Source organism: Candidatus Nitrotoga sp. 1052 (assembly GCF_927312905.1).
Taxonomy (GTDB): domain Bacteria; phylum Pseudomonadota; class Gammaproteobacteria; order Burkholderiales; family Gallionellaceae; genus Nitrotoga.
On sequence record NZ_CAKMHQ010000048.1, the window covers coordinates 1 to 20443 of the forward strand.

Genomic DNA, 20443 nt, shown 5'->3' on the forward strand with positions numbered 1-20443 from the left:
CGGCAATACCAGGTGGCTGGCAGAATTAACGGGTAGCCCGACAGGCTGCTAGGCGTCGGCACCCGTCAGGTGCGGCGGTTGTCCAAGCGATATCGGGCGGAAGGCCTGGGTGGATTGGTCAGCAAGAAGCGCGGTAGAGCCTCAAACCGGCGGTTGGATGAAGCCGCACGTACGACGGCCATTGAACTCATCGGCACACACTACCGGGACTTCGGGCCGACGCTGGCTAACGAGAAACTCGCCGAACTGCACGGCATTCAACTGTCCGTCGAGAGTACCCGCTAGTTGATGATTGGGGCGGGCTACTGGCGCACCAGAAGAGGCGGTACGGTGTGCACGCATCCAATGCGTGAGCGCCGCGCCCGGTTTGGCGAACTGATCCAGATAGACGGCAGCCCCCACGACTGGTTTGAAGGGCGCGGGGAATATTGCACGCTGCTGGTGTTCATTGATGATGCCACCGGGCGGCTGACGCAACTGCGCTTCACCCCGACCGAGACCACGCTGGGCTACATGCGGGTATTGCACGATCACATATGGACACATGGCGCGCCAGCGGCACTCTACAGCGACAGGCACAGCGTCTTCCACATCAATGCCAAAGATGCTGACCCGGAGGCTGAAACGCAGTTCGCCCGCGCCGCACGTGAACTGGGTATTGAATGTATCCCGGCCAACACCCCGCAGGCCAAGGGTCGCGTGGAGCGCGCCAACCAGACCTTGCAGGATCGGTTGGTCAAGGAAATGCGGCTGGCTGGCATAAACGATATGGACAGCGCCAACGCATGGCTGCCGGGCTACATTGCGGACTACAACCGGCGCTTTGCGGTGGTGCCAAAAGACCCGTCTGATGCGCATCTGGCCTACCCGGGCACCTCGGCAGAACTGGTGCGCACCTTGTCAGTTCAGATGACGAGAACGCTGTCGAAGAACCTCTCATGTCAGTATGAGAACCAGTTACTGCAAATAAAAACCACGGGCACAGGGCTGGGGCTGCGGGGAGCGAAGGTCACGGTGCACGAACACTTTGACGGGAGAAAAGAGTTGCTATGGAAAAAGCGTCAACTGGCCTATACCGTGATGGACAAACCACGGCGTCAGACGCCCGTAGCAGACAGCAAATCAGTTAATGCGCGGGTGGATAAAGCGATGGTACGGCGTGATACGGGGCACAAACCCGCTCCGAGTCATCCTTGGAGAAACATACCTATCGGTAAGCTTGCCAACGATGGGCGGTGCGCAACTTTGTAGCAAAGGGAAAATAGGGTAAAGCGGACATTTCTACTTTGCAGAAAGGTGGACATTTCTATTTGGCGTTGACAGCTAAACAGAAATAAGAGATGGGCAAGCGAAAACCTAGATCGATTAATTCTAGAATTTTGAAATTGAAATTTCTAAAGTAGCCGCGTTGTGTTGCCAAGCATTTCTCAGCGCGCCTTACAATTCTGCAGTCATTTTACACAACCATCGGATTGATATTAATGGTAGACGGTTTTCCCTATCACGAAGCGTTCTCGCGCATGTCCAGCCTCGGAAAACCCAAAGCCGATATCATGGCGGCCTTGGCCAAAGACATCAATCCTGACCCTCGATATCAAAATTTTCCCGCAAGGGATTAGCGAAAATAATTTGTCGGAATTTTTTACAGACGTTGACATCTATGTGGATGGCTTGGATTTTTTCGTCTTTGCGATTCAACTATAGGGCATTTCTATAAATCCGTCGTCAGAGTAACGGATTCGCTGTGATTCGGTCAGTTTTCTGTTTTTCTGAATTCGAACGCAATTTGCGATTTTTGAGTCGATTTTTGGGCTCAATTGATTTCTATAGTGGACCCCGTTTTCCGGACAGTGAATTAAGATGGCAGCCTGCGTTTGCTTAATGCCTGTGTGCAGCACGCACCCATAAGGCATGCGGTGCTTTGTTAAGAAGCATAAAATCTATTGATTGAAAGCTTGGCAATAGTGCGCGTCCATGTATGACCCAAACGCGCATTTCTTACAGCGCGAGGCCGTTACATGCAGCTGAGAACTATATCCGCACTGGCACACACGTCAAGTGGTTGTCGGAAAATTTTACACCGCTCCATGACAAGCGCGTATGCGCCGGCTTTGTGCGGAACGCAAAGGGATGCACACTACACCCGGTCCAACTACCATTTCTCGAATGATACAAAATAGTTCTCGTGCTATGATTCCAATTTTCTGTGAGCGAGCGTAATGCAAGCCCGAGACAAGCCGGTCATTCTTTTTATTGCCGAAGCAGTCACACTGGCACATTTCGCGCGTATTGTAACGCTGGCGAAGGCGCTCGACCCGACTGCATATGAAGTCATTGTTGCCTCCGATCCTCGTTACACCGATCTGGACGCACCGCTTAGCTGTGCGTTCTATCCCCTGCGCTCTATCCCCTCCGCCGAATTCGCGCAAGCCCTCGCCCAAGGCAAGCCGCTTTACGATGTTGAAAAGCTCACCCGCTATGTCGAAGAAGATCTCGCGCTGATCAAGCACTTCAAGCCTGACCTCATTGTCGGCGACTTTCGCTTGTCGTTGGCGGTCAGCGCACCCCTAACGGGGGTTCCCTACGCTGCCGTAGTCAATGCCTACTGGAGTCCCTATGCCGACATTGCCTATCCTATCCCAGATTTACCCATGACCCGGTTTTTGGGTGTGCGCTTCGCGCAAAGACTATTCGATGCGGCAAGACCCATCGCATTCGCCCTGCACGCACGCCCGCTTAATCAGGTGCGCCGTCGATACAACCTGCCCCCTCTGGGACATGATTTGAGAACCGCCTACACCTGGGGCGATTACACCCTCTATGCCGATGTACCTGAATTAGTGCCAACACAGCCTGTGCCAGCCAATCACCGTTATCTTGGCCCGCCGCTCTGGTCTGCCCGCGCGCCCCTACCGAACTGGTGGGGACACCTTCCTGAAGACAAACCCGTGGCATTGTTGACTCTAGGTAGCTCGGGCACAGCTGACCTATTGCCGATGGCCGTATCCGCCCTGTCTGAACTGCCGATCACCGTGATAACCGCCACCGCTGGCAAAATTGACCTGCCAGACGTGCCCGCCAATGCCTTCGTGGCAGATTATCTGCCGCTGGATGTCGCCACTCGGCGCGCAAGCTTGGTCATCTGCAATGGCGGCAGCCTGACCACCTATCAAGCACTTGCATCCGGAACGCCCATTCTAGGAATTTGCTCCAATATGGATCAACTGCTAAACATGAGCGCCATCGAACGTCTGGGTGCGGGCTTATCCATGCGGGCAGCGCGTGTCCGACCCGCCCAACTGAAAGAGGCCGTCCGTACCCTGCTTGAAATCCCCACCTTCACCCATGCAGCCGAGCAGGCGGGTGAGCGTTTCAGACAATTTGACGCCGGGCAACGTTTTCGAGCATTCATTTCGGAAGTTTTGGGTTAGTCAAGCCTGATTGGAAGGAAAGTTATGCGCAAAATAGGCATCGCGGAAATACTGGTATTTTCGATACTGTTCGTGGCCGTGATCGGATTGGCGACAGCAAGTAGCTATCTTCTTTTTGGCCGGATGCCGCTAGGTGAATTTCGGGGCATAATACTTATCGCTGGGGTGATTGTCCTGATATATGCTTATGCACTGATTGCGTACCGCCTGTTCATGTTCTTCATACCCCTGCGAGAGGGTGAAATCGCGGAAAAGTCGCGAGACGAATTTGGCTACCATATACACTTGCTGTTCAATCTAATTTTGTTCTATTCACTGATGCGCAGCGGTGCCATTCCCGTACCCCTTATGCGACTGATCTACTTGGCCTTGGGGGCTCGCCTCGGCGCAAACACTTACAGTTCGGGCATTATCTTTGATCCGCTCTTAGTAGATATTGGCGCCAATTCGATTGTCGGCCAATTCGCCTTACTCGTGCCACATGTCATCGAGGGCAAGCGCCTGGCACACTACAAAATAAGCATCGGGGATAACGTGACAATTGGGGCGCATGCAGTTGTGCTTGCTGACGTTTCTATTAAGGATAATGCGATTATCGCAATAGGGGCGGTTGTGTGCAAAGGCACCAAGATTGGACCAAACGAAGTATGGGGAGGGATTCCTGCTCGACTCCTCTATACCAAATCGTCCGATTAAGGTTTTTTTACAGGGATTCCTGGTCTGACCTTGTTACGCATAGTCGTGAGAAAAGTGCTGAGCAGACCATGGGCCATGTTCGTTTCTAGATCTAGGGCTGCAACGCCAGCATTACGGGTACGACAGATGGTGAGGTCGCGGCCCTTGGGCGCTTTCATTCCAATTGATAGGGTATCCCCCAGTTCCTCTGCATCGTTGGATGACGAATAGGTTATGAATGCCTGGTATTTAAATCAGTTCCTAATTGTCGAGTTTTTTTACATTACCTTGCAGAAAACAAATACGAAAATCAGTAACATTATGTATAATAATACATTATATTTTATGGCACGAAATCTGCTTATGTATAGGTGAAACGAGGAATTATTTCTCGTTACTGCAACACCCTAAGATTCATCTTAAATATTAAGGAGAAAGAAAATGAAGAGATTAATACTTGCCTCTGCCATCGCCATGTCGATAGGGGTTACTGCCGCTAATGCAACAAGCGTTGTTAATATCGATCCTGATGGTATAGTTGTCGGGGATCCATCTCTAGCCGTTGGTGCACTAGGATGGGGAAACGGAAATGCGATATCTGTCCCGCGGACTAATACTTTAGACGACACCTTTCAAACCTACGCCCACGTTGGTTTGGACGCCTTCATTGATCCAAATGGCACCCCCATTGGGGGCTTGAACCTAAACAATGCGGGGGGGTATGAGTGGACCATGGTCACTGGTTTCCAAGAGGTGGTGTCATCTCATTCTGGTACAATACCAAACGATACCGCTACTTTTAAGGTGATACCGGGTGGAAACAACTTTTTCAAAATTTATTACGATGTATTAAGGAATGCGGATAATCTGACCGGTAAGGGCTTTAATAATGGGACTCTGATCCTCTCCGGCACGGTTCTACCATTCGATATTACAACAGGCTATGGCGCCAGTTCTTTCAACACAACTGGTGGGTGCACAATAGATCCTATTACTGGCGCGATCGTATCTTGCGGAAAACTGGATAGCTTCTTAACTAATAACTATCCGAATATTCAATCCGTGTCCGGTAATGGTTCTAGCCAATTACAGATTGATGTTGGATTCGCCCACCCCGACTTTTTCAAGGCAGGATTAAGTTTACTCTCTGTAAATTTTGATACATTTCAGAATTTGCCTTATAGCCAGCAAAACCCTTCTTCCAACTTCTTTGACGGTACCAGTTACTTTTGCGGTGCGGGCCCTATTACTTCAGGCACGGCTGCTCAAACTGCCGAACAGTGTGCCGCCAACACATTGGGTTCCATCAACGGAATTAATGGTGAAAATATTGCGTTCCAAGTGCGCGGTACCAGTAGCTTCAATGTGCCTGAGCCGGCTTCCTTGGCTCTCTTGGGTATCGGTCTGAGCTGTCTTGGCTTTGCGCGTCGTCGCAAGTCACGCTCTTAATAAGAAAGCTTAACCCTTATCAGAGAAAGGGGGCTATCGCCCCCCTTTTTTTAAAAAAAAGGGGACAAGTCTCAATACTGTTCGGTTAATAAAATTAAGTTAAATAAAATCAACGTACTGAACAGCAAAATCACTCCGTCAAGCGCGCTATCCGAACAGTATTGGGTCAAGTCTGTCAACGCTAAATAGAAATGTCCACTTTTCTGCAAAGTAGAAATGTCCTCTTTACCCTATTTTCCCTTTGCTACAAAGTTGCGCACCGCCCATCGTTGGCAAGCTTACCGATAGGTATGTTTCTCCAAGGATGACTCGGAGCGGGTTTGTGCCCCGTATCACGCCGTACCATCGCTTTATCCACCCGCGCATTAACTGATTTGCTGTCTGCTACGGGCGTCTGACGCCGTGGTTTGTCCATCACGGTATAGGCCAGTTGACGCTTTTTCCATAGCAACTCTTTTCTCCCGTCAAAGTGTTCGTGCACCGTGACCTTCGCTCCCCGCCCCCTGTGTCAGGCTAGTTGTCGCCTCAAAAAATATAACTTTGAGGGAAGGAGACAACAATGGGAAAACGTTATTCACAAGCATTTATCGAGCAGGCGTTAATCAAGGTATATTCGCGTGGAGAGCGGACGATACAGTCGGTCGCGGAAGAGCTGAATGTGAACTGTCATACGGTAAAAAATTGGATGAAAAGAAAAAAAGCGAGCACGGTCGGCTTGTTGGTGACCAAAGAGCGTCGCCCGCAGGATTGGACGACCGAACAGCAGTTGGTGGCGTTGCATGAAACGCATAGTCTGACGGGTGAAGCCTTGCAGACATGGTGTCGTGAAAACGGCTTATTTACCCATCATTTATCCAGCTGGAAAACAGCTTTTTGCGAGGACACAAAGGTTGCATCGGGAACGCGTGAAATACGGATATTGAAAGATGAAAATGAGCAACTCAAGCGTGAATTAATCCGCAAAGAGCGTGCGTTGGCGGAGGCAGCTGCATTGCTGATCCTACAAAAAAAGTTCCGCGCGCTCTGGGAGGACGAGGTCAAATGACTTCTCTTGCAGAGCGCAGTCAGATCATCACCTTGGTGCAGGAAGCCATGAATTCCGGCGCACTCCAGGATCGTGCCTGTACGGTTATCAACTTTAACGCACGCACGTTGCAGCGCTGGCAGGTTGATCAGTAGCTGGGCGATCAACGCCCCTGTCGGACACAAACACCAACAAACAAGCTCAGTGTGTGGGAGCGTAAACACATATTGACGGTTGCCAATTCGGACGAATTCGGTAGCCTGCCACCCAGTCAGATCGTGCCGATATTGGCGGATCGAGGGGAGTACATCGATTCTGAATCAACGTCTTATCGCATCCTGAGAGCCGAGAACTTTCTCCGGCATCGGGGTGCCGAACGACCCGCACAACGCCGTCACAAACCGCGTGCCTCGGCGGAACCGCGCCCAATCAGTTGTTCAGTTGGGACATCACTTACCTGCCGACGCCGGTGAAAGGCATCTATTTTTACCTGTATTTGTTCATGGATATTTTTAGCCGGAAAGTTGTCGGCTGGCAGATTTATGATGCTGAAAGCAGTGAGCTGGCGAGCGATGTTATGCGTGATATTTGCGCACGGGAAGCCATCAAACCGGATCAGGTGGTACTACATTCGGACAATGGCAATCCGATGAAAGGCGCCACGATGCTGGCTACCTTGCAAGCACTGGGCGTCGCGCCGTGGTTTAGTCGTCCGGCGGTTAGCAACGATAATCCCTATTCAGAATCGCTGTTCAAGACCTTAAAATACCGACCTGCTTATCCGCGCCGGGCGTTTGAAAGTATGCTCGCTGCAAGGCAATGGGTTGGCTTATTTGTGCAATGGTACAACGAAGAACACCGACACAGCGCCATCAACTTTGTGACCCCGGCAGAGCGCCATGCTGGCCTCGACACGGCATTATTGGAGAAGCGTGCCATCGTCTACGAGGCGGCAAAGAACAGATGCCCTGAACGTTGGAGCGGGGCCACACGAAATTGGCAGCCGATTCTCGTTGTGCACCTGAATCCGGATCAACACATTAAAGACGAACATAAAAAAGGAGATTTAGCGCACAAAATTGCAGCATGAACAAAAGCATTCAGGCGACAACTAGCTTGACAATCACCGCTCAGAGGCGTGAATGTAATCCGCCCCAATCAGGTATGGAGTACGGATATCACGTACATCCGCCTGGCGCGCGGATTCGTGTACTTGGTGGCCGTGATTGACTGGTACTCGCGTAAAGTGCTGTCGTGGCGGTTATCGAATACACTGGATAGTGTGTTCTGTGTGGACTGTCTGGAGCAGGCATTACAGACATATGGAACACCTGAGATATTCAACACCGATCAAGGCTGCCAGTTCACCAGCGAAGCGTTTACTGGCGTGCTCAAGGGTCACGGTATTGCCATCAGCATAGATGGGCGTGGCAGGGCACTGGATAACATCTTTGTGGAACGGCTCTGGCGTAGCGTCAAACACGAAGACGTGTATTTGAAAGGCTATGCCACGATGTCTGAATTGCTGATAGGTTTGGCAGAATACTTCGTGCATTACAACACAGAAAGACCGCACCAATCACTGGGCTACGAAACACCGGGTCATGTATACCGTACAGGAAGTGGTGGCGGCGCAAGGATTGTGGACAAATACTGTGAGAAAGAAAAAGCTCACCCAGAAATTGAAGCAAAAAAAACCAAAAACCGGGGCAGCGCCGTTCCGCTGCTTGAAGAAGGTTACCCTCTTAAACTCAGTGCATTATTGTCTTGACGGAGGGGTCCACTGTACTACCGTTACCTCCCGCGGCAACGCGCGGAATTCGGTATTTCTCGATGATGAAGATCAAGAGTTGTTTTTTGTCTGCCTCGGCAAAGTGGTAGTGCGTTTTGGCTGGCTGTGTCACGCGTATTGCCTGATGGACAATCACTATCATCTGCTTATCGAAACAACACCGGAGGGCAACCTGTCGCTGGGCATGCGGCAGTTGAACGGCTTCTATACCAGCGCTTCAACCGTCGTCACGGTCGAGTACATGTGTATGTCACATGTCTTCACTCCGCTGTACAATGCTTCATACGTTGAAGCCTCAACCTGCATACGTGGCAATCCTGAGCACGAGTTGAACGCTGTGGAGAGTAGGATCGGGAATTAGGGTCACCTATAGACCCGGCACGATTTATAAATGAATTTATATTGGTTTTCGATGTCTCTGTGGTATGGAAAAAGAAGATGCCCGCAAGCAGTCGCGAGAAGTACTGCATGAACGACGCAAGCAAGTCATTCGTATGCACCCCAAAGGCGTGGCGGTGATGGAGATCGTGGCGCAAACCGGACTGAGCTGGACGGCAGTCAATACGGCGCTGCGGTTGTATAAGGCTGAAGGTTCGGGGGCACTCAAGCCCTGCGTTCGGGGCAAAAAACCTGGCAGTGGACGTCGCTTGATGGTTAGCCAAGAGCTGACGATTCAGCAAACCATCTGCGACAAACGCCCGGAACAACTCAAGATGGATTTTGCGCTATGGAGCAGGCCCACCGTGCGCCAGCACATTGAGCTGGCGCATGGTATCAAGCTGTCTATTCGGGCAGTAGGCAACTATTTGGCACGTTGGGGTTTACACCACAAAAACCCATCAAAAAAGCATATGAGCAGCGCCCTGAAGCTGTCCAGGCTTGGCTTGATGAACAGTATCCGGCCATTGAAGCCAGAGCAAAAACCGAAGGTGCGGAAATTCACTGGGGCGACGAGACGGCGCTAGTCAACACGGATGTCAGAGGCAGGAGCTATGCGCCGGTGGGCAAGACACCTGTGACGTTCGCAGTAGGCGGCACGCGCCACAAGCTATCGATGATTGCGACGGTAACCAATCAGGGTAAAACGCGCTGGATGATTATTGATGAGGCCTTTAACTCTGACAAGCTCATTGAATTCCTGGAGGCGCTCATCAAGGATACAGACCGCAAAGTGTTTCTCATACTGGACAACTTGAGAGTTCATCACAGCAAACCTGTAAAGGCTTGGGCTGCCGAGAACGCACAGAAAATCGAGTTGTTCTACTTGCCCAGCTACAGCCCTGAACTCAACCCCGAAGAAAGACTGAATGCGGATCTCAAGCACGTCATCTCTTCAAAGGTGCCAGTACGCACCAAGGCAAAACTCAGAGCTGCCGCGACTGATCACATGACCATGCTTGAGCAAAACCCCGAACGCGTGCGCCGATTTCGGCGACCCAAAAGTCGCCTACGCGGCTTCATGAATAATTCGTGCCGGATCAATATTACATTGCCTACAAGGAGAGAGTTACTTTCAATCCAGAATGTAGACCCTAAGTTGCTACTATTTTCGTTTAAGAGCAGCTCTCTGCAAAGAGGGTGTATTGTCTGTCGGTTTCGCCATCTTCCGTTCCATTCGCTTACTGTGTTGTTGCAAATTATCACTCAACTGGCTAATAATTTCCGAAGCCGCACTAATAATTTGATTTGAGCCGAACCCTCCTCGGGCCATTTCTTTGTAGAAGGATTTTGCAAATATTTTCGCCACTTGATCAGGATTGTGGAAAACGCTTTCCAAAGATGCGCCCATATTATTTTGGGCTTCTTGGACCAGCGCCAGTTGGGCAAAGCGTGAATTCAGAATGCTCTGCAATTGGATTGTCTGGATCGATTTACCGATGAATAAGGCAACCACATTAAGGAGATTCAAGTCAACCAGATTGAATGCGCAACCGTGCATGTGATCACTTATGTTAACTACACCTACAATTTGCCCACTGATGGTAATAGGCGATGAAATCAGACTCTTACCTGGTTCACTTGCGCGTCGAGCCAATTTTGCAAACTCCGAGTAGTTAATATCTTCAATCAACAAAGATTGCCCAGTTGCAATTACATAGCCAGCAATACCCTCGCCCTTCCCTATCAATTCTTTATAAGCTGCAGCTGGCATTGGACCGTAGCTAGCGCACACACTCATAAGCAAATTGTCGGATTTGCCATCATTCAGCAGCATGATCGAACAATTGATGGCGCTCAATATTTTTGCCGTCATTTCCGCGAGTTGCGCGAGATTGTCATTAAGATTGCCCTTTTCTAAAAAACTGGACAAATCCTGAAGCTTGATCAACGGAGTTTCTACATCACCCATTGTAAGATTATCCTTATCTTTACTATATTAAGCAGTCAAGTAGCCAAGTTTATTACTGATCAAAGCACAGAAACAACTAACAATTTAATACCGCAAAATGATCAGCCATGTCCGGGAACAATCATTCAGGCTTAGGTGAAATGAAAGCCTTATGGAAAAGATGACGCACAAGAAGCAAGGGTGGCATACGTAACCAGGTTGCGCGTACATAAAGTAACTGCCGCGCTGCACCGGTCAACCAATCAGAGCAACTCTTGTGGACTGGCATGAGCGCGCGTTCAAAAAGTTGATCTGTAAATATCAAGGTTAACGGGTTGGGGCGACCACTTTTGGCTGCTTCCATCATGCCTGAGGGAATGGGCGTATTCAATAGATGTACCGCATATCGCAAGGCGTAAAAAAGCGGTCGCGTCAACTCAAGCTCCTGTGCTCGCACAGCTAGATTAGGCCAGAACGCTGGCAACTTACTGAAATGACGTAACAAACTATCAATGTCAACCAAATCCCGCAGACCCTGATCCAGTTGATCATTATGGAAAAGGTGGACAGCACTGTGGAGCACCATATCGGCTGGGGCGAATACCTTTAAATCGTCGTAACCATCAAGTGGCTGTGCCGCTGCCAGGAGCTTTGCCGAATCAGGGTGAAGAGCTGCCGTTTCCGGCAAAATCGCATGATGCACGTCAATGACAGTCATCCGTTTAATATGCTGCATAGGCGGCAATTCGTGCATCCATGTGCGATAGTAGCGCTGGTCATAGGCATCGTGATGCGTCGCTGCCCAACCATGAAGCATCAAGGCGGCTTCTACAGCATTGAGACTATCTTTAGGTACAATGATGTCAATATCGGAGAATAGTCGCCCTTTGGCGGGCGGCAATTTTGCCATGACATAGGCAGCGCCCTTGAGGAGAATGACTGGCACCCCTACTTTCGCCAATGCCTTTCGAATTAGGGTTATTTCCCAATGAACAGCTTGAACATGTCTTTCAGAGATTACGCGTGACCATTCCAGATGTTCGCGGGGTTTTGGCGGCACCTGTTCGAGTAAGCCGCGTTCGTCCAGTAAAATGCAAATGCGTGCCAATAGATTGGCGCGTCGTGCTTGGCGTATGAGTAAATCCCAGTCTGGCAGACTTAGGGAAATCAATGCTTCGGGCTCTCGGAGCGCTTGTAATATTAAGTAATTGGGGATCACATTTGGTATGTCTGTCAAATATAATGTGATGAATCGTTTTACCACCGCCTAATCCAATCTTCGCCAGAGAGGGCGAGGAACTCGAATCACTTCCTTTAGAGGGAAGGCTGGGGCAGCGTGATTGCAAATAGCCTATAATTCATTAGCATTCATACGACTACTTACTGGAGGGTTGCGGCTTTAACGCGCCAAATATTTCAATGGCATCATCCAGTTTGCTGTACGTAAAATCATAGCACAGAGACGCATCAATTAAACTCGCCATGGTCTTAAAGCCATTGAGTCCAAGAAGACTATAATTAAAAGAGTTATCCGCAACCCGCATGAAAGCGCGGGATTGAGGCAATGTCTCCAAACAAGTCGTAGCACCAGCCTGATATTTTGGAAAAATAACCCATGCAACCTGTGCGACCTCTGTCGCTCGAGCTATGCTATCAGCTGGTGCTTTCATATGGGCAACCGTGCCCTTTATCGTATCTGCCACCTTGCGGCTGAAAATCGCATTTTGTTCATAACGTCTGATGATTTCGATAGATTCGTTTTTTAAGCTGACGGGGCGCGGAAGCGGGATGAGTTTCCCATCAACAACACGAACCAAAGCAAGCTCATCAGACAGCAATCTCCACCCGCGGTTTACCAAGGCTGCGCACAGGGTACTTTTACCCGAGCCAGGAGGCGCGGGCATAATTGCGGCATAACCACCTTTTTCAACTACTGCCGCATGAATCATCAAACAGTGGTTCACGTGATTTGATACGCACCAATTAAGCCCCCACTCCAACATGGGAAATGCCTGGTCTAACGGCAGAGGTTTAAATATGGTGTTTCCATCAAATAAAAACAACACCTGTGGCTTGAACCATCGCCGCAGGTTACGTGGGTGAACAAGACTAATGTGAAAGTCCGCAAAGCCATCTTGTTCAACTAAGGGATAATCGGCATAAAGCAAACCGATACCTTTAGCCACACTTGGAATCGTAGTTTTGAGGTGCGTAATAAAAGAGCCGGTTTGCAGATATATCCCCGTTTTTTTAAGACGGAGTTTAAGTTCTGATGGAGTTAATGCAGAAACATTCAAAATCAGCTAAATTCTATCAGTCCAAGCGTATTAAGCTCATTGAGAAGATGTTCAATTTGAAATGAAAATTCCTCATGCATTATATTGTCGGCTTGTAGCCGTGGGGCAAGCGCTTCAGTCAATAGTAACGCGTTTAATGGCGATTGCCGTAATTCCAACAGCACCTGAGCAGCGGCTGAACCAAGCAGGTGTGTATCTCCCGAAAGTTTATTATAAAACACCAATTCATCATCCCATGAGCAGCAGTTAACTGCTTGATCGGAAATTACTTGCCATTTCATATTTTATCAGTATTTTTGAGGGGAGAATAAGGCCGGAATCTGGTTATGACGATAATTCAACTCTGAGTTAGACTCAAATATTCAATAATTTGTGAAGCATTCCAAGTTACACCTGCAGTTGGAGAAAAAGTACCACTTGCTTGCCATTCATAGAACATCGATTGAATAGTTGATACAGTCAAAAAAGGAGTAGCGCCACTTCTCGCACGAAGTAATGCTATTACAAGATGTTTTAATAGTTCTTGTGTTTGGAAAGGGGGGTTCGGAGGTGCACTTACAGAAGCAGACGTTGGCGGCGTTATATTGTTTGTGCCCTTGCCCTTTTGTGCCTGAGAATTGGAACCAGATGAAGCGCGAAACGCCAACATGTAGCTCGCAGCCCCCAATTTACCCTTCTGCACCTGCACTGGAACGTTTACACTTGCAAGTCGAGGCTCCGGCCAAGGAGTTGTCAGCATAGCCGACAAAAGTCGGCTGTTATATGAAGCATTCGGTAGACTTAACGGGAATGCGCCTATCAATGTTTCGTCTGGATCTGCGGGAAGTGTAGCGGTTCGCATGGCAGGGGGACAGTCACCATGCTGGCTGGTATTGCCAGATACGAATCCAGATGGTGACAAGCAAAACGTTTGACCCAATACGGGCCTACTAGCAAGAGTTAGAATTATCCCTGATGCAGCCAAACCAGACGTAGCAAACCGTCTGCGAGATTCGCCTGAAAACTTTATTTGATCAGCTGCATCCTGGGATAATTGTTGTTTTGTCGGCTCATCATTTTGATCCACATTGATAGTCATCAAATCATCCTTATAACGTTGCATCCCGCATTCTATGCACTGCCACAACTCAATTATTAAGTGACAGGTAAAAATGAGGAAGCTGGTAGAACACACTGAATAATACAAGCAAGATACGTGCCAAATATTACGTACATGGCATATTATATTAATAACTAGCATGTTACATTATTAATACTTCAACGATTCCTTGTTCTGCTTAATATATTATTCAAAGGTGTAAGAATTTTCGACATTCGAACCAAATATTAATTATCAAATAAATTTCGATTGGTTAACATTTCCCTACGTAACGGAATGAAATAATAACTTCATTTTTCAATAAAACTGGTGTATTGATGTTTCCTAGAATACAAAGCCAAGTTCAAAAACTTACCTCATTTTTATTGAAGTGTGCCTGCATCATATTGACTTCAGGAGCAAGCTCAATCAGATTTAAGCGACCTAATCGAATATACATGCAGTTGCGATATATAAAAAATGTCAATTATATTCAATGGCATCTCATACCTAAATTCATAAGACCAGTTACGGATGCTCGGTAAAAATGCGAAGATAATTTAATAATCTCCAAAATGAAGTATGCCATAAAGTACTTCAATTTAATTGTGATTGATTTGCCGTATATCTATCTAATAGCAGTTTCAAGTTCCAAGTGAAAAAAGCACGGCATGATGCTGCTTGAAGCCAAAAGTATCTGGCATGAACACTATGCGACTCACTTGAAAACCTGGGTAATTGTCATGGGAGCGCTTAGTTTCTACGCAGTCAAATCCAGCTCTTGTTAGAAGCCGCTCAAATCGCAGCCCTCGTGCCCTTGATGAGACCGTCTTCTCAATGCCTGGGATCAGCCGTTCTTCAATCTCCAGCGTTCGGCATGTCCAGACCGCAACCAGCCAATCTCCCAAGTGCGCACTCTCCACGTGGCATCACGTGGCCAGTGTGCCAGCAACCTTCTCAGATGCGGCACCCGTAACAAATATAATTATAAATTGGAAATTTTTCACTTACGGCTTGATATATGTCAAAATTAACATATAATTTTTGCCTATATTAATTTTTTGCCCGTATCACAAACCAAATGCTGCATACCAAAATACCTTATAAAAATCCATACCATGCACAAACCTGCTCCCAACAATTCACTGAAAACTGCATGTTCGACTTGTAATCTGCGCAAATTATGCCTGCCCGTTAATCTGAGTAATATCGAAATGGCACGTCTGGATGATTTAATTACCCGCAAGGGTGTTTACCGTCATGGCAGCATCCTATACCGGAGCGGAGACAAATTCCAGGCGCTATATGCGATCCGTACTGGTTTTTTCAAAACCCAGATCCTTAATGAAGACGGGCGCGAACAAGCAACCGGCTTTCAGATGGCTGGGGAGATCATCGGCATGGATGGCATTAGTAGCGATGCACACACTTGCGATGCCGTAGCACTTGAAGACAGTGAGGTATGTGAAATCCCATTTAATCGTCTGGAGGATCTCAGCCGAGAACTTCCTCCTCTGCAGAGGCACCTGCACCGCATCCTTAGCCGAGAGATCGTGCGCGATCAAAACATTATGCTGCTGCTCGGATCAATGCGTGCGGAGGAACGCTTGGCTGCTTTCCTGCTCAATCTATCGCAGCGTTTTGCGGTGCGAGGTTATTCGCCCACATCGTTCCAATTGCGCATGACGCGTCAAGAAATCGGCAGCTATCTCGGATTAAAACTGGAAACCGTCAGCCGCGCACTGTCGCAGCTACAGGAAAGCAAACTGATTAATGTGCGTAATAGGTCATTGGAAATACTTTGCCTGCCCGGGCTACAAGCCTGCATGGGAAAGCGCGCGCGCTAACATATCAGACAACTATTTGATGACGCACCCTATATTGTTGTTCAATCTGAACATAAACCATATGACTTTGTAACACTAGCGTCACTGCAATGAAAACCTGTCACAACTGATCGTTGTGCACCCATCATCTCTTCCATCTGCTTAGGCTGATATCATTTTCGCAACAAAGCTTACGACGCAGCCGACGGAACTTCATGGCTCGTCAAATTCAAATAGCTGTTCGCGCATGCATATGCGCATTTCCGTAATTTTACAATTATTCATCGCCCCAATTGCTGATTGTTGTAAGGAGAAATAAATGCGTAACCTGCTTTTACTGTTATTTATGACGCTGCTAGTCAGTTGCGAGAAATCCAAGCCGCCTACTCCATTCCAAGCCATTGATGTCAGTTGGCGGTATGCAGAAGAACCTGTGGATTTCCATCTCACCGACCCCAACGGCAAAATGCGCAGGCTATCGGATTTTAAAGGCAAGGTGGTGGTGCTGTTTTTTGGTTATACCCACTGTCCCGAAATTTGTCCGACTACACTGGCTGACCTAGCGCAGGTGATGCGCTTGCTAGATAAGGATGCAGAAAAGGTACAGGTGCTATTCGTCACACTGGATCCTGAACGCGACACGCCAAAACTATTGGCTGAATATGTCCCCTCTTTCCACTCGTCTTTCCTGGGCTTGTACGGCGATGCCCAAACTACTGCACAGGTAGCCAAGACATTTGGAGTCAATTATGAAAAACGGGGCGAAAAAGGCAGCTATACACTGGATCATTCCGATGGTACCTACCTAATTGGCACACGCGGGAAGCCCGTATTGCTTTCCCCCTATAACCAGCGCACCGCATTGTTAGTGCAGGATATAAAGTTGCTACTACAGATGGCGCATTAAACCGGGTTCTGGAAGTCCCCTGATCAAGCAATCATAAAAGCAATTCACACACCGAAAAATTCCCTACTCTACCCATCTATTTCTACTGTGTCTGACTGGTACGCAAGCAACCTACCCACTATCGTCTGTACCCCGTAATACCTTAAAAATCACATCCGGCATAAAGCCGCGCGATTGCATAAAGCGTACTTGCTTGGCTTTATCCTTAGTATCCTCCGGGGCAATACCGAACTTTCTTTGCCAGATGCTGCGAGCCGCTTCCAATTCTGTATCTCTCATTTGCGGTAATGCATCGTTAATCAGATCTTCGCCTATACCTTTCTGGCGAAGCTCATATGCAATGCGCTGCATGCCGAAACGATTGCGGCGTAGGCGCACCACCTGCTCGACTGCACGGGAATCGGATAGCCAACCGCGCGCCACCAATTCATCCAAAACCCTCTCCACATTGTCGTCTGGTGTGGCCTGGAGCAGAAGCTTAGCGTGAAGTTCGGCACGGCTGTGTTCACGCCGCACCAGATATTTCATGGCGCGGGTGCGCAGACTTAACTCAGGCTTCTTTGACACCGCTTTCCGTTCCATCACTGAGCGCAGCTACACCAGCTGCAGCGCGGATTTTGTTCTCAATTTCAATTGCCATTTCAGGATGCTCTTTCAGATATTCGCGCGCATTATCTTTTCCCTGACCAATTTTCTCGCCTTTGTAGCTGTACCAAGCGCCAGCTTTCTCGACCAGCTTGTGCAGTACACCCAGCTCGACGACTTCGCCTTCACGTGAAATACCTTCACCATACAAAATATCGAATTCCGCCTGTTTGAACGGCGGCGCCACCTTGTTCTTGACCACTTTCACGCGGGTTTCTGAACCGATCACCTCGTCGCCCTTCTTGATCGCACCGATACGACGAATGTCCAGCCGAACTGAAGCATAGAATTTTAGAGCATTGCCGCCGGTCGTGGTTTCCGGGCTACCAAACATCACACCGATTTTCATACGTATCTGATTAATAAAAATCACCGTTGTATTGGAACGCTTGATGTTAGCGGTCAGTTTACGCAATGCCTGCGACATCAAGCGTGCCTGCAAGCCCATTTGCGGCTCGCCCATCTCTCCTTCAATTTCTGCCTTGGGAGTCAGTGCTGCCACAGAATCAACCACCACCACATCCACAGCAGCCGAACGCACCAACATATCAGCAATCTCCAACGCTTGCTCACCGTTATCGGGTTGCGAAATAAGCAACTCACTGACATTTACGCCCAGCTTTTGCGCGTATTGCGGATCGAGCGCATGTTCTGCATCAATAAATGCAGCTGTGCCGCCTAATTTTTGCATTTCAGCGATCACTTGCAGCGTGAGCGTGGTTTTGCCGGACGATTCCGGTCCGTAGATTTCGATTACACGACCACGCGGCAGGCCACCCACACCCAGCGCGATATCCAACCCTAATGATCCAGTAGAAACTACTTGAATATCGCGCGCAATATCATGCTCGCCCAAACGCATAATGGAGCCCTTGCCAAACTGCTTTTCAATCTGACTCAGTGCCGCCGCGAGCGCCTTATTTTTATTATCATCCATGCAATTTTTCCCCTTCAAAAATGATACATGATTATGGCATAAGCCATCCGAGTCTGAACCAGAAAGACTCCGGTTGGACTAGTTGCGAATGAGCAATGGATTTTTGCGATGTTATGAAAATTGTCGCAAATTTCCTGATTTTAAAAACATTCTCAGGATTTTATTATGTCAACCATAACCGACACGATCTTAAGCTACCTCCGTTACCCGATTCAGCAGATCCAACACTCCTTGAAAAGCTATGCATACGGACTGCATGCGAATTTCTGCACGGTTACCCGAAAGATGATGCAGGCGCGCAACACACTGCCCCCCCTTGATCCCCCAAGCGAACCACACTGTGCCAACAGGCTTGCCCGGCATGCCGCCCGCTGGCCCGGCAATACCGCTGACCGCCAATGCTACCTGCGCATGGCTATGGCACAACGCGCCCGCTACCATTTCGCGCACTACGGCCTCGCTTACCGCGCCGTAACGCGTCAGAGTGTCTTGGGCCACGCCCAGCATCTCGCGTTTGGCCTCATTTGAATAAGTGATAAAACCGCGCTCAAACCATTCGGAACTGCCCGCAATATCAGTAATAGCACTGGCCACCGCACCGCCCGTGCATGACTCGGCTGTGGCCAACATGAGGCCATGCAACTTTAGCGCACTGCCAATTTGGATTGCCATATTTTCAATATCACGGCTCACAAGCATAATTTCATTGGCTCGTCATTTCCACACATAGACTAATCGCACGACAAATTGACCATCGGTCAGATGGAGAAACCCAGAGATGGCAGCTTTTTATTTGTACAACCCGCGTGCCAGATCGGTCTGAATATCGCCCACAGCTTCCAAACCGACCGCAATGCGCAACAAACCCTCGGTAATACCAGCTGCATCTCTAGCCTCCTGCGTTATACGGGCATGCGTGGTGGTGGCTGGATGAGTTAACGTGGTCTTGGTATCGCCCAAGTTAGCGGTGATCGAAATAATGCGCGTGCTGTCGATAAGACGCCACGCCTCCTCTCTGCCACCCTTCACTTCGAACGATACGATACCGCCACCCGTTTTCTGCTGCTTCATCGCCAGTTGATGTTGTGGATGCGATGGCAAACCTGGGTAATACACGCGCGCCACATTCGCCTGCGCCTCCAGCCATTGCGCCACGGACAGCGCATTAGCGCTGTGCGCGTCCATACGAATTTTCAACGTCTCCATTCCTTTCAGGAATACCCATGCGTTGAATGCGCTCATGGTCGGTCCCGCCGTACGCAGAAACTGATATACGGGCTCCATCACTTTCTTGCTGCCCAGCACCGCACCGCCCAGCACACGCCCTTGCCCATCAAGATATTTGGTGGCGGAATGGATCACAATGTCCGCGCCCAATTCCAGCGGACGTTGCAGCACGGGGGTGCAAAAACAATTATCTACCGCCAGCAACACACCATGCTGCTTCGCCACTGCCGCAATGCCTGCAATGTCGGATATTTCGGTAAGCGGATTGGACGGCGTCTCCAGGAAGAATAGCCGTGTGTTGGGTCGTACCGCAACTTCCCACTCGTTCACATCGGTGGCAGAAACAAAGGTAGTGTCCACACCAAAACGTTTGAAGATGGTACCGAACAAATTTACCGTCGAACCGAATATACTGCGGGAAGCGACAATGTGATCCCCGCTTTTCAGCAAACCCATGCAGCACGCCAAAATCGCCGACATACCTGATGCCGTCGCCACACACTGCTCTGCGCCTTCTAGCGCGGCCAAACGTTCCTCGAACATGGTAACTGTAGGGTTGGTGAAGCGCGAATAAATGTTGCCCGGCTCTGCGCCAATAAAGCGTGCAGCGGCTTGGGCCGCGCTATCGAACACGAAACTGGAAGTGAGAAACATAGCTTCGCTATGTTCATTAAATTGGCTGCGCTTTGTACCAGCGTGTACTGCGAGTGTTTCAAGCTGATAAGAATGTTCTGCTTGATTGGGTTGTTCTGGCATAACGTACTCCCTCGTGCAAAAGTAAAAAACCCGGATAGCTTGAGCTAAACCGGGCTTTTCCCGCTTTAGC

Annotated in this window: 15 protein-coding genes and 6 pseudogenes; 11 read left to right on the forward strand and 10 right to left on the reverse strand. The window is 49.1% G+C overall.

Translation table 11 applies throughout. From position 1 onward, the window contains the following. Window positions 1-42: 42 nt before the first annotated feature. The 4 genes and pseudogenes from MJ768_RS09905 to MJ768_RS09920 form a co-directional block, all read left to right on the forward strand. A pseudogene (locus MJ768_RS09905) lies at window positions 43-1251 on the forward strand (ISNCY family transposase); the annotation flags it as partial. A 968-nt stretch (window positions 1252-2219) separates the two neighbouring features. Beyond that, on the forward strand, window positions 2220-3431 hold the full coding sequence (locus tag MJ768_RS09910; protein ID WP_239291201.1) for a glycosyltransferase: 1212 nt from the start codon (window positions 2220-2222) through the stop codon (window positions 3429-3431). A gap of 24 nt (window positions 3432-3455) precedes the next feature. Then, entirely contained in the window at window positions 3456-4127 is a 672-nt protein-coding gene (locus MJ768_RS09915) for an acyltransferase (protein ID WP_239291203.1), read from the forward strand. Window positions 4128-4547: 420 nt separating this feature from the next. Further along, window positions 4548-5555, forward strand: a complete 1008-nt coding sequence (locus tag MJ768_RS09920) for a PEP-CTERM sorting domain-containing protein (RefSeq protein WP_239291205.1) — start codon at window positions 4548-4550, stop codon at window positions 5553-5555. Window positions 5556-5799: 244 nt separating this feature from the next. Here MJ768_RS09920 and MJ768_RS09925 read toward each other — a convergent pair. Next, window positions 5800-6054: pseudogene (locus MJ768_RS09925) on the reverse strand (ISNCY-like element ISCARN112 family transposase); the annotation flags it as partial. Window positions 6055-6114: 60 nt separating this feature from the next. On the opposite strand from MJ768_RS09925, the pseudogene MJ768_RS09930 reads away from it, so the two are divergent. The 5 genes and pseudogenes from MJ768_RS09930 to MJ768_RS09945 form a co-directional block, all read left to right on the forward strand. Then, window positions 6115-7669: pseudogene (locus MJ768_RS09930) on the forward strand (IS3 family transposase). 39 nt (window positions 7670-7708) lie between these two features. After that, a pseudogene (locus MJ768_RS09935) lies at window positions 7709-8350 on the forward strand (IS3 family transposase); the annotation flags it as partial. Window positions 8351-8429: 79 nt separating this feature from the next. Continuing rightward, window positions 8430-8732, forward strand: coding sequence for a transposase (locus MJ768_RS09940; RefSeq protein ID WP_239291207.1), 303 nt, complete (start codon window positions 8430-8432; stop codon window positions 8730-8732). A 157-nt stretch (window positions 8733-8889) separates the two neighbouring features. After that, window positions 8890-8952, forward strand: a pseudogene (locus MJ768_RS15445) (hypothetical protein); the annotation flags it as partial. Further along, a pseudogene (locus MJ768_RS09945) lies at window positions 8947-9707 on the forward strand (IS630 family transposase); the annotation flags it as partial. The pseudogenes MJ768_RS15445 and MJ768_RS09945, both read left to right, overlap by 6 nt. A 207-nt stretch (window positions 9708-9914) precedes the next feature. Here MJ768_RS09945 and MJ768_RS09950 read toward each other — a convergent pair. From MJ768_RS09950 to MJ768_RS09970, 5 genes are all read right to left on the reverse strand, one after another. Continuing rightward, complete coding sequence (locus tag MJ768_RS09950; protein ID WP_239291209.1) at window positions 9915-10721, reverse strand: GAF domain-containing protein; 807 nt, start codon at window positions 10719-10721, stop codon at window positions 9915-9917. A 121-nt stretch (window positions 10722-10842) separates the two neighbouring features. Continuing rightward, window positions 10843-11871, reverse strand: a complete 1029-nt coding sequence (locus MJ768_RS09955) for a nucleotidyltransferase domain-containing protein (RefSeq protein ID WP_239291211.1) — start codon at window positions 11869-11871, stop codon at window positions 10843-10845. A gap of 205 nt (window positions 11872-12076) precedes the next feature. Beyond that, window positions 12077-12997 (reverse strand): HprK-related kinase A, encoded by a 921-nt coding sequence (locus tag MJ768_RS09960; RefSeq protein ID WP_239291213.1) that lies wholly within the window; start codon window positions 12995-12997, stop codon window positions 12077-12079. Window positions 12998-12999: 2 nt separating this feature from the next. Continuing rightward, window positions 13000-13278: an HPr-rel-A system PqqD family peptide chaperone gene (locus MJ768_RS09965; RefSeq protein ID WP_239291215.1), complete on the reverse strand. Its 279-nt coding sequence runs from the start codon at window positions 13276-13278 to the stop codon at window positions 13000-13002. Between the two features lie 56 nt (window positions 13279-13334). Then, on the reverse strand, window positions 13335-14099 hold the full coding sequence (locus MJ768_RS09970; protein ID WP_239291217.1) for a hypothetical protein: 765 nt from the start codon (window positions 14097-14099) through the stop codon (window positions 13335-13337). 1094 nt (window positions 14100-15193) lie between these two features. Between MJ768_RS09970 and fnr the strand changes: the two genes are divergently transcribed. Next, window positions 15194-15922 (forward strand): fumarate/nitrate reduction transcriptional regulator Fnr, encoded by a 729-nt coding sequence (gene fnr, locus MJ768_RS09975; protein ID WP_239291219.1) that lies wholly within the window; start codon window positions 15194-15196, stop codon window positions 15920-15922. 298 nt (window positions 15923-16220) lie between these two features. Next, window positions 16221-16808 (forward strand): SCO family protein, encoded by a 588-nt coding sequence (locus MJ768_RS09980; RefSeq protein WP_239291221.1) that lies wholly within the window; start codon window positions 16221-16223, stop codon window positions 16806-16808. 111 nt (window positions 16809-16919) lie between these two features. On the opposite strand, the gene recX is transcribed toward MJ768_RS09980, so the two are convergent. The 4 genes from recX to MJ768_RS10000 all read right to left on the reverse strand — a co-directional run bounded on the left by recX (window position 16920) and on the right by MJ768_RS10000 (window position 20373). Next, window positions 16920-17375: a recombination regulator RecX gene (gene recX, locus MJ768_RS09985; protein WP_239291231.1), complete on the reverse strand. Its 456-nt coding sequence runs from the start codon at window positions 17373-17375 to the stop codon at window positions 16920-16922. Next, window positions 17359-18390 (reverse strand): recombinase RecA, encoded by a 1032-nt coding sequence (gene recA / locus MJ768_RS09990; RefSeq protein ID WP_239291233.1) that lies wholly within the window; start codon window positions 18388-18390, stop codon window positions 17359-17361. Before recA ends, recX begins: the two co-directional genes overlap by 17 nt. A 189-nt stretch (window positions 18391-18579) precedes the next feature. Further along, on the reverse strand, window positions 18580-19062 hold the full coding sequence (locus MJ768_RS09995; RefSeq protein WP_239291243.1) for a CinA family protein: 483 nt from the start codon (window positions 19060-19062) through the stop codon (window positions 18580-18582). Between the two features lie 117 nt (window positions 19063-19179). Then, the gene (locus tag MJ768_RS10000) at window positions 19180-20373 is read right to left on the reverse strand and encodes an O-succinylhomoserine sulfhydrylase (RefSeq protein ID WP_239291260.1); all 1194 of its coding nucleotides are present in this window, start codon (window positions 20371-20373) and stop codon (window positions 19180-19182) included. Window positions 20374-20443: the final 70 nt, after the last annotated feature.

What these genes read in the sequence shown, in the direction of transcription:
- MJ768_RS09910 (WP_239291201.1), top strand. Translation starts at nt 2,220, where the DNA reads ATGCAAGCCCGAGACAAGCCGGTCATTCTTTTTATTGCCGAAGCAGTC.
- MJ768_RS09915 (WP_239291203.1), top strand. Translation starts at nt 3,456, where the DNA reads ATGCGCAAAATAGGCATCGCGGAAATACTGGTATTTTCGATACTGTTC.
- MJ768_RS09920 (WP_239291205.1), top strand. Translation starts at nt 4,548, where the DNA reads ATGAAGAGATTAATACTTGCCTCTGCCATCGCCATGTCGATAGGGGTT.
- MJ768_RS09950 (WP_239291209.1), bottom strand. Translation starts at nt 10,721, where the DNA reads ATGGGTGATGTAGAAACTCCGTTGATCAAGCTTCAGGATTTGTCCAGT.
- MJ768_RS09965 (WP_239291215.1), bottom strand. Translation starts at nt 13,278, where the DNA reads ATGAAATGGCAAGTAATTTCCGATCAAGCAGTTAACTGCTGCTCATGG.
- MJ768_RS09970 (WP_239291217.1), bottom strand. Translation starts at nt 14,099, where the DNA reads ATGCAACGTTATAAGGATGATTTGATGACTATCAATGTGGATCAAAAT.
- fnr (WP_239291219.1), top strand. Translation starts at nt 15,194, where the DNA reads ATGCACAAACCTGCTCCCAACAATTCACTGAAAACTGCATGTTCGACT.
- MJ768_RS09980 (WP_239291221.1), top strand. Translation starts at nt 16,221, where the DNA reads ATGCGTAACCTGCTTTTACTGTTATTTATGACGCTGCTAGTCAGTTGC.
- recA (WP_239291233.1), bottom strand. Translation starts at nt 18,390, where the DNA reads ATGGATGATAATAAAAATAAGGCGCTCGCGGCGGCACTGAGTCAGATT.
- MJ768_RS09995 (WP_239291243.1), bottom strand. Translation starts at nt 19,062, where the DNA reads ATGGCAATCCAAATTGGCAGTGCGCTAAAGTTGCATGGCCTCATGTTG.
- MJ768_RS10000 (WP_239291260.1), bottom strand. Translation starts at nt 20,373, where the DNA reads ATGCCAGAACAACCCAATCAAGCAGAACATTCTTATCAGCTTGAAACA.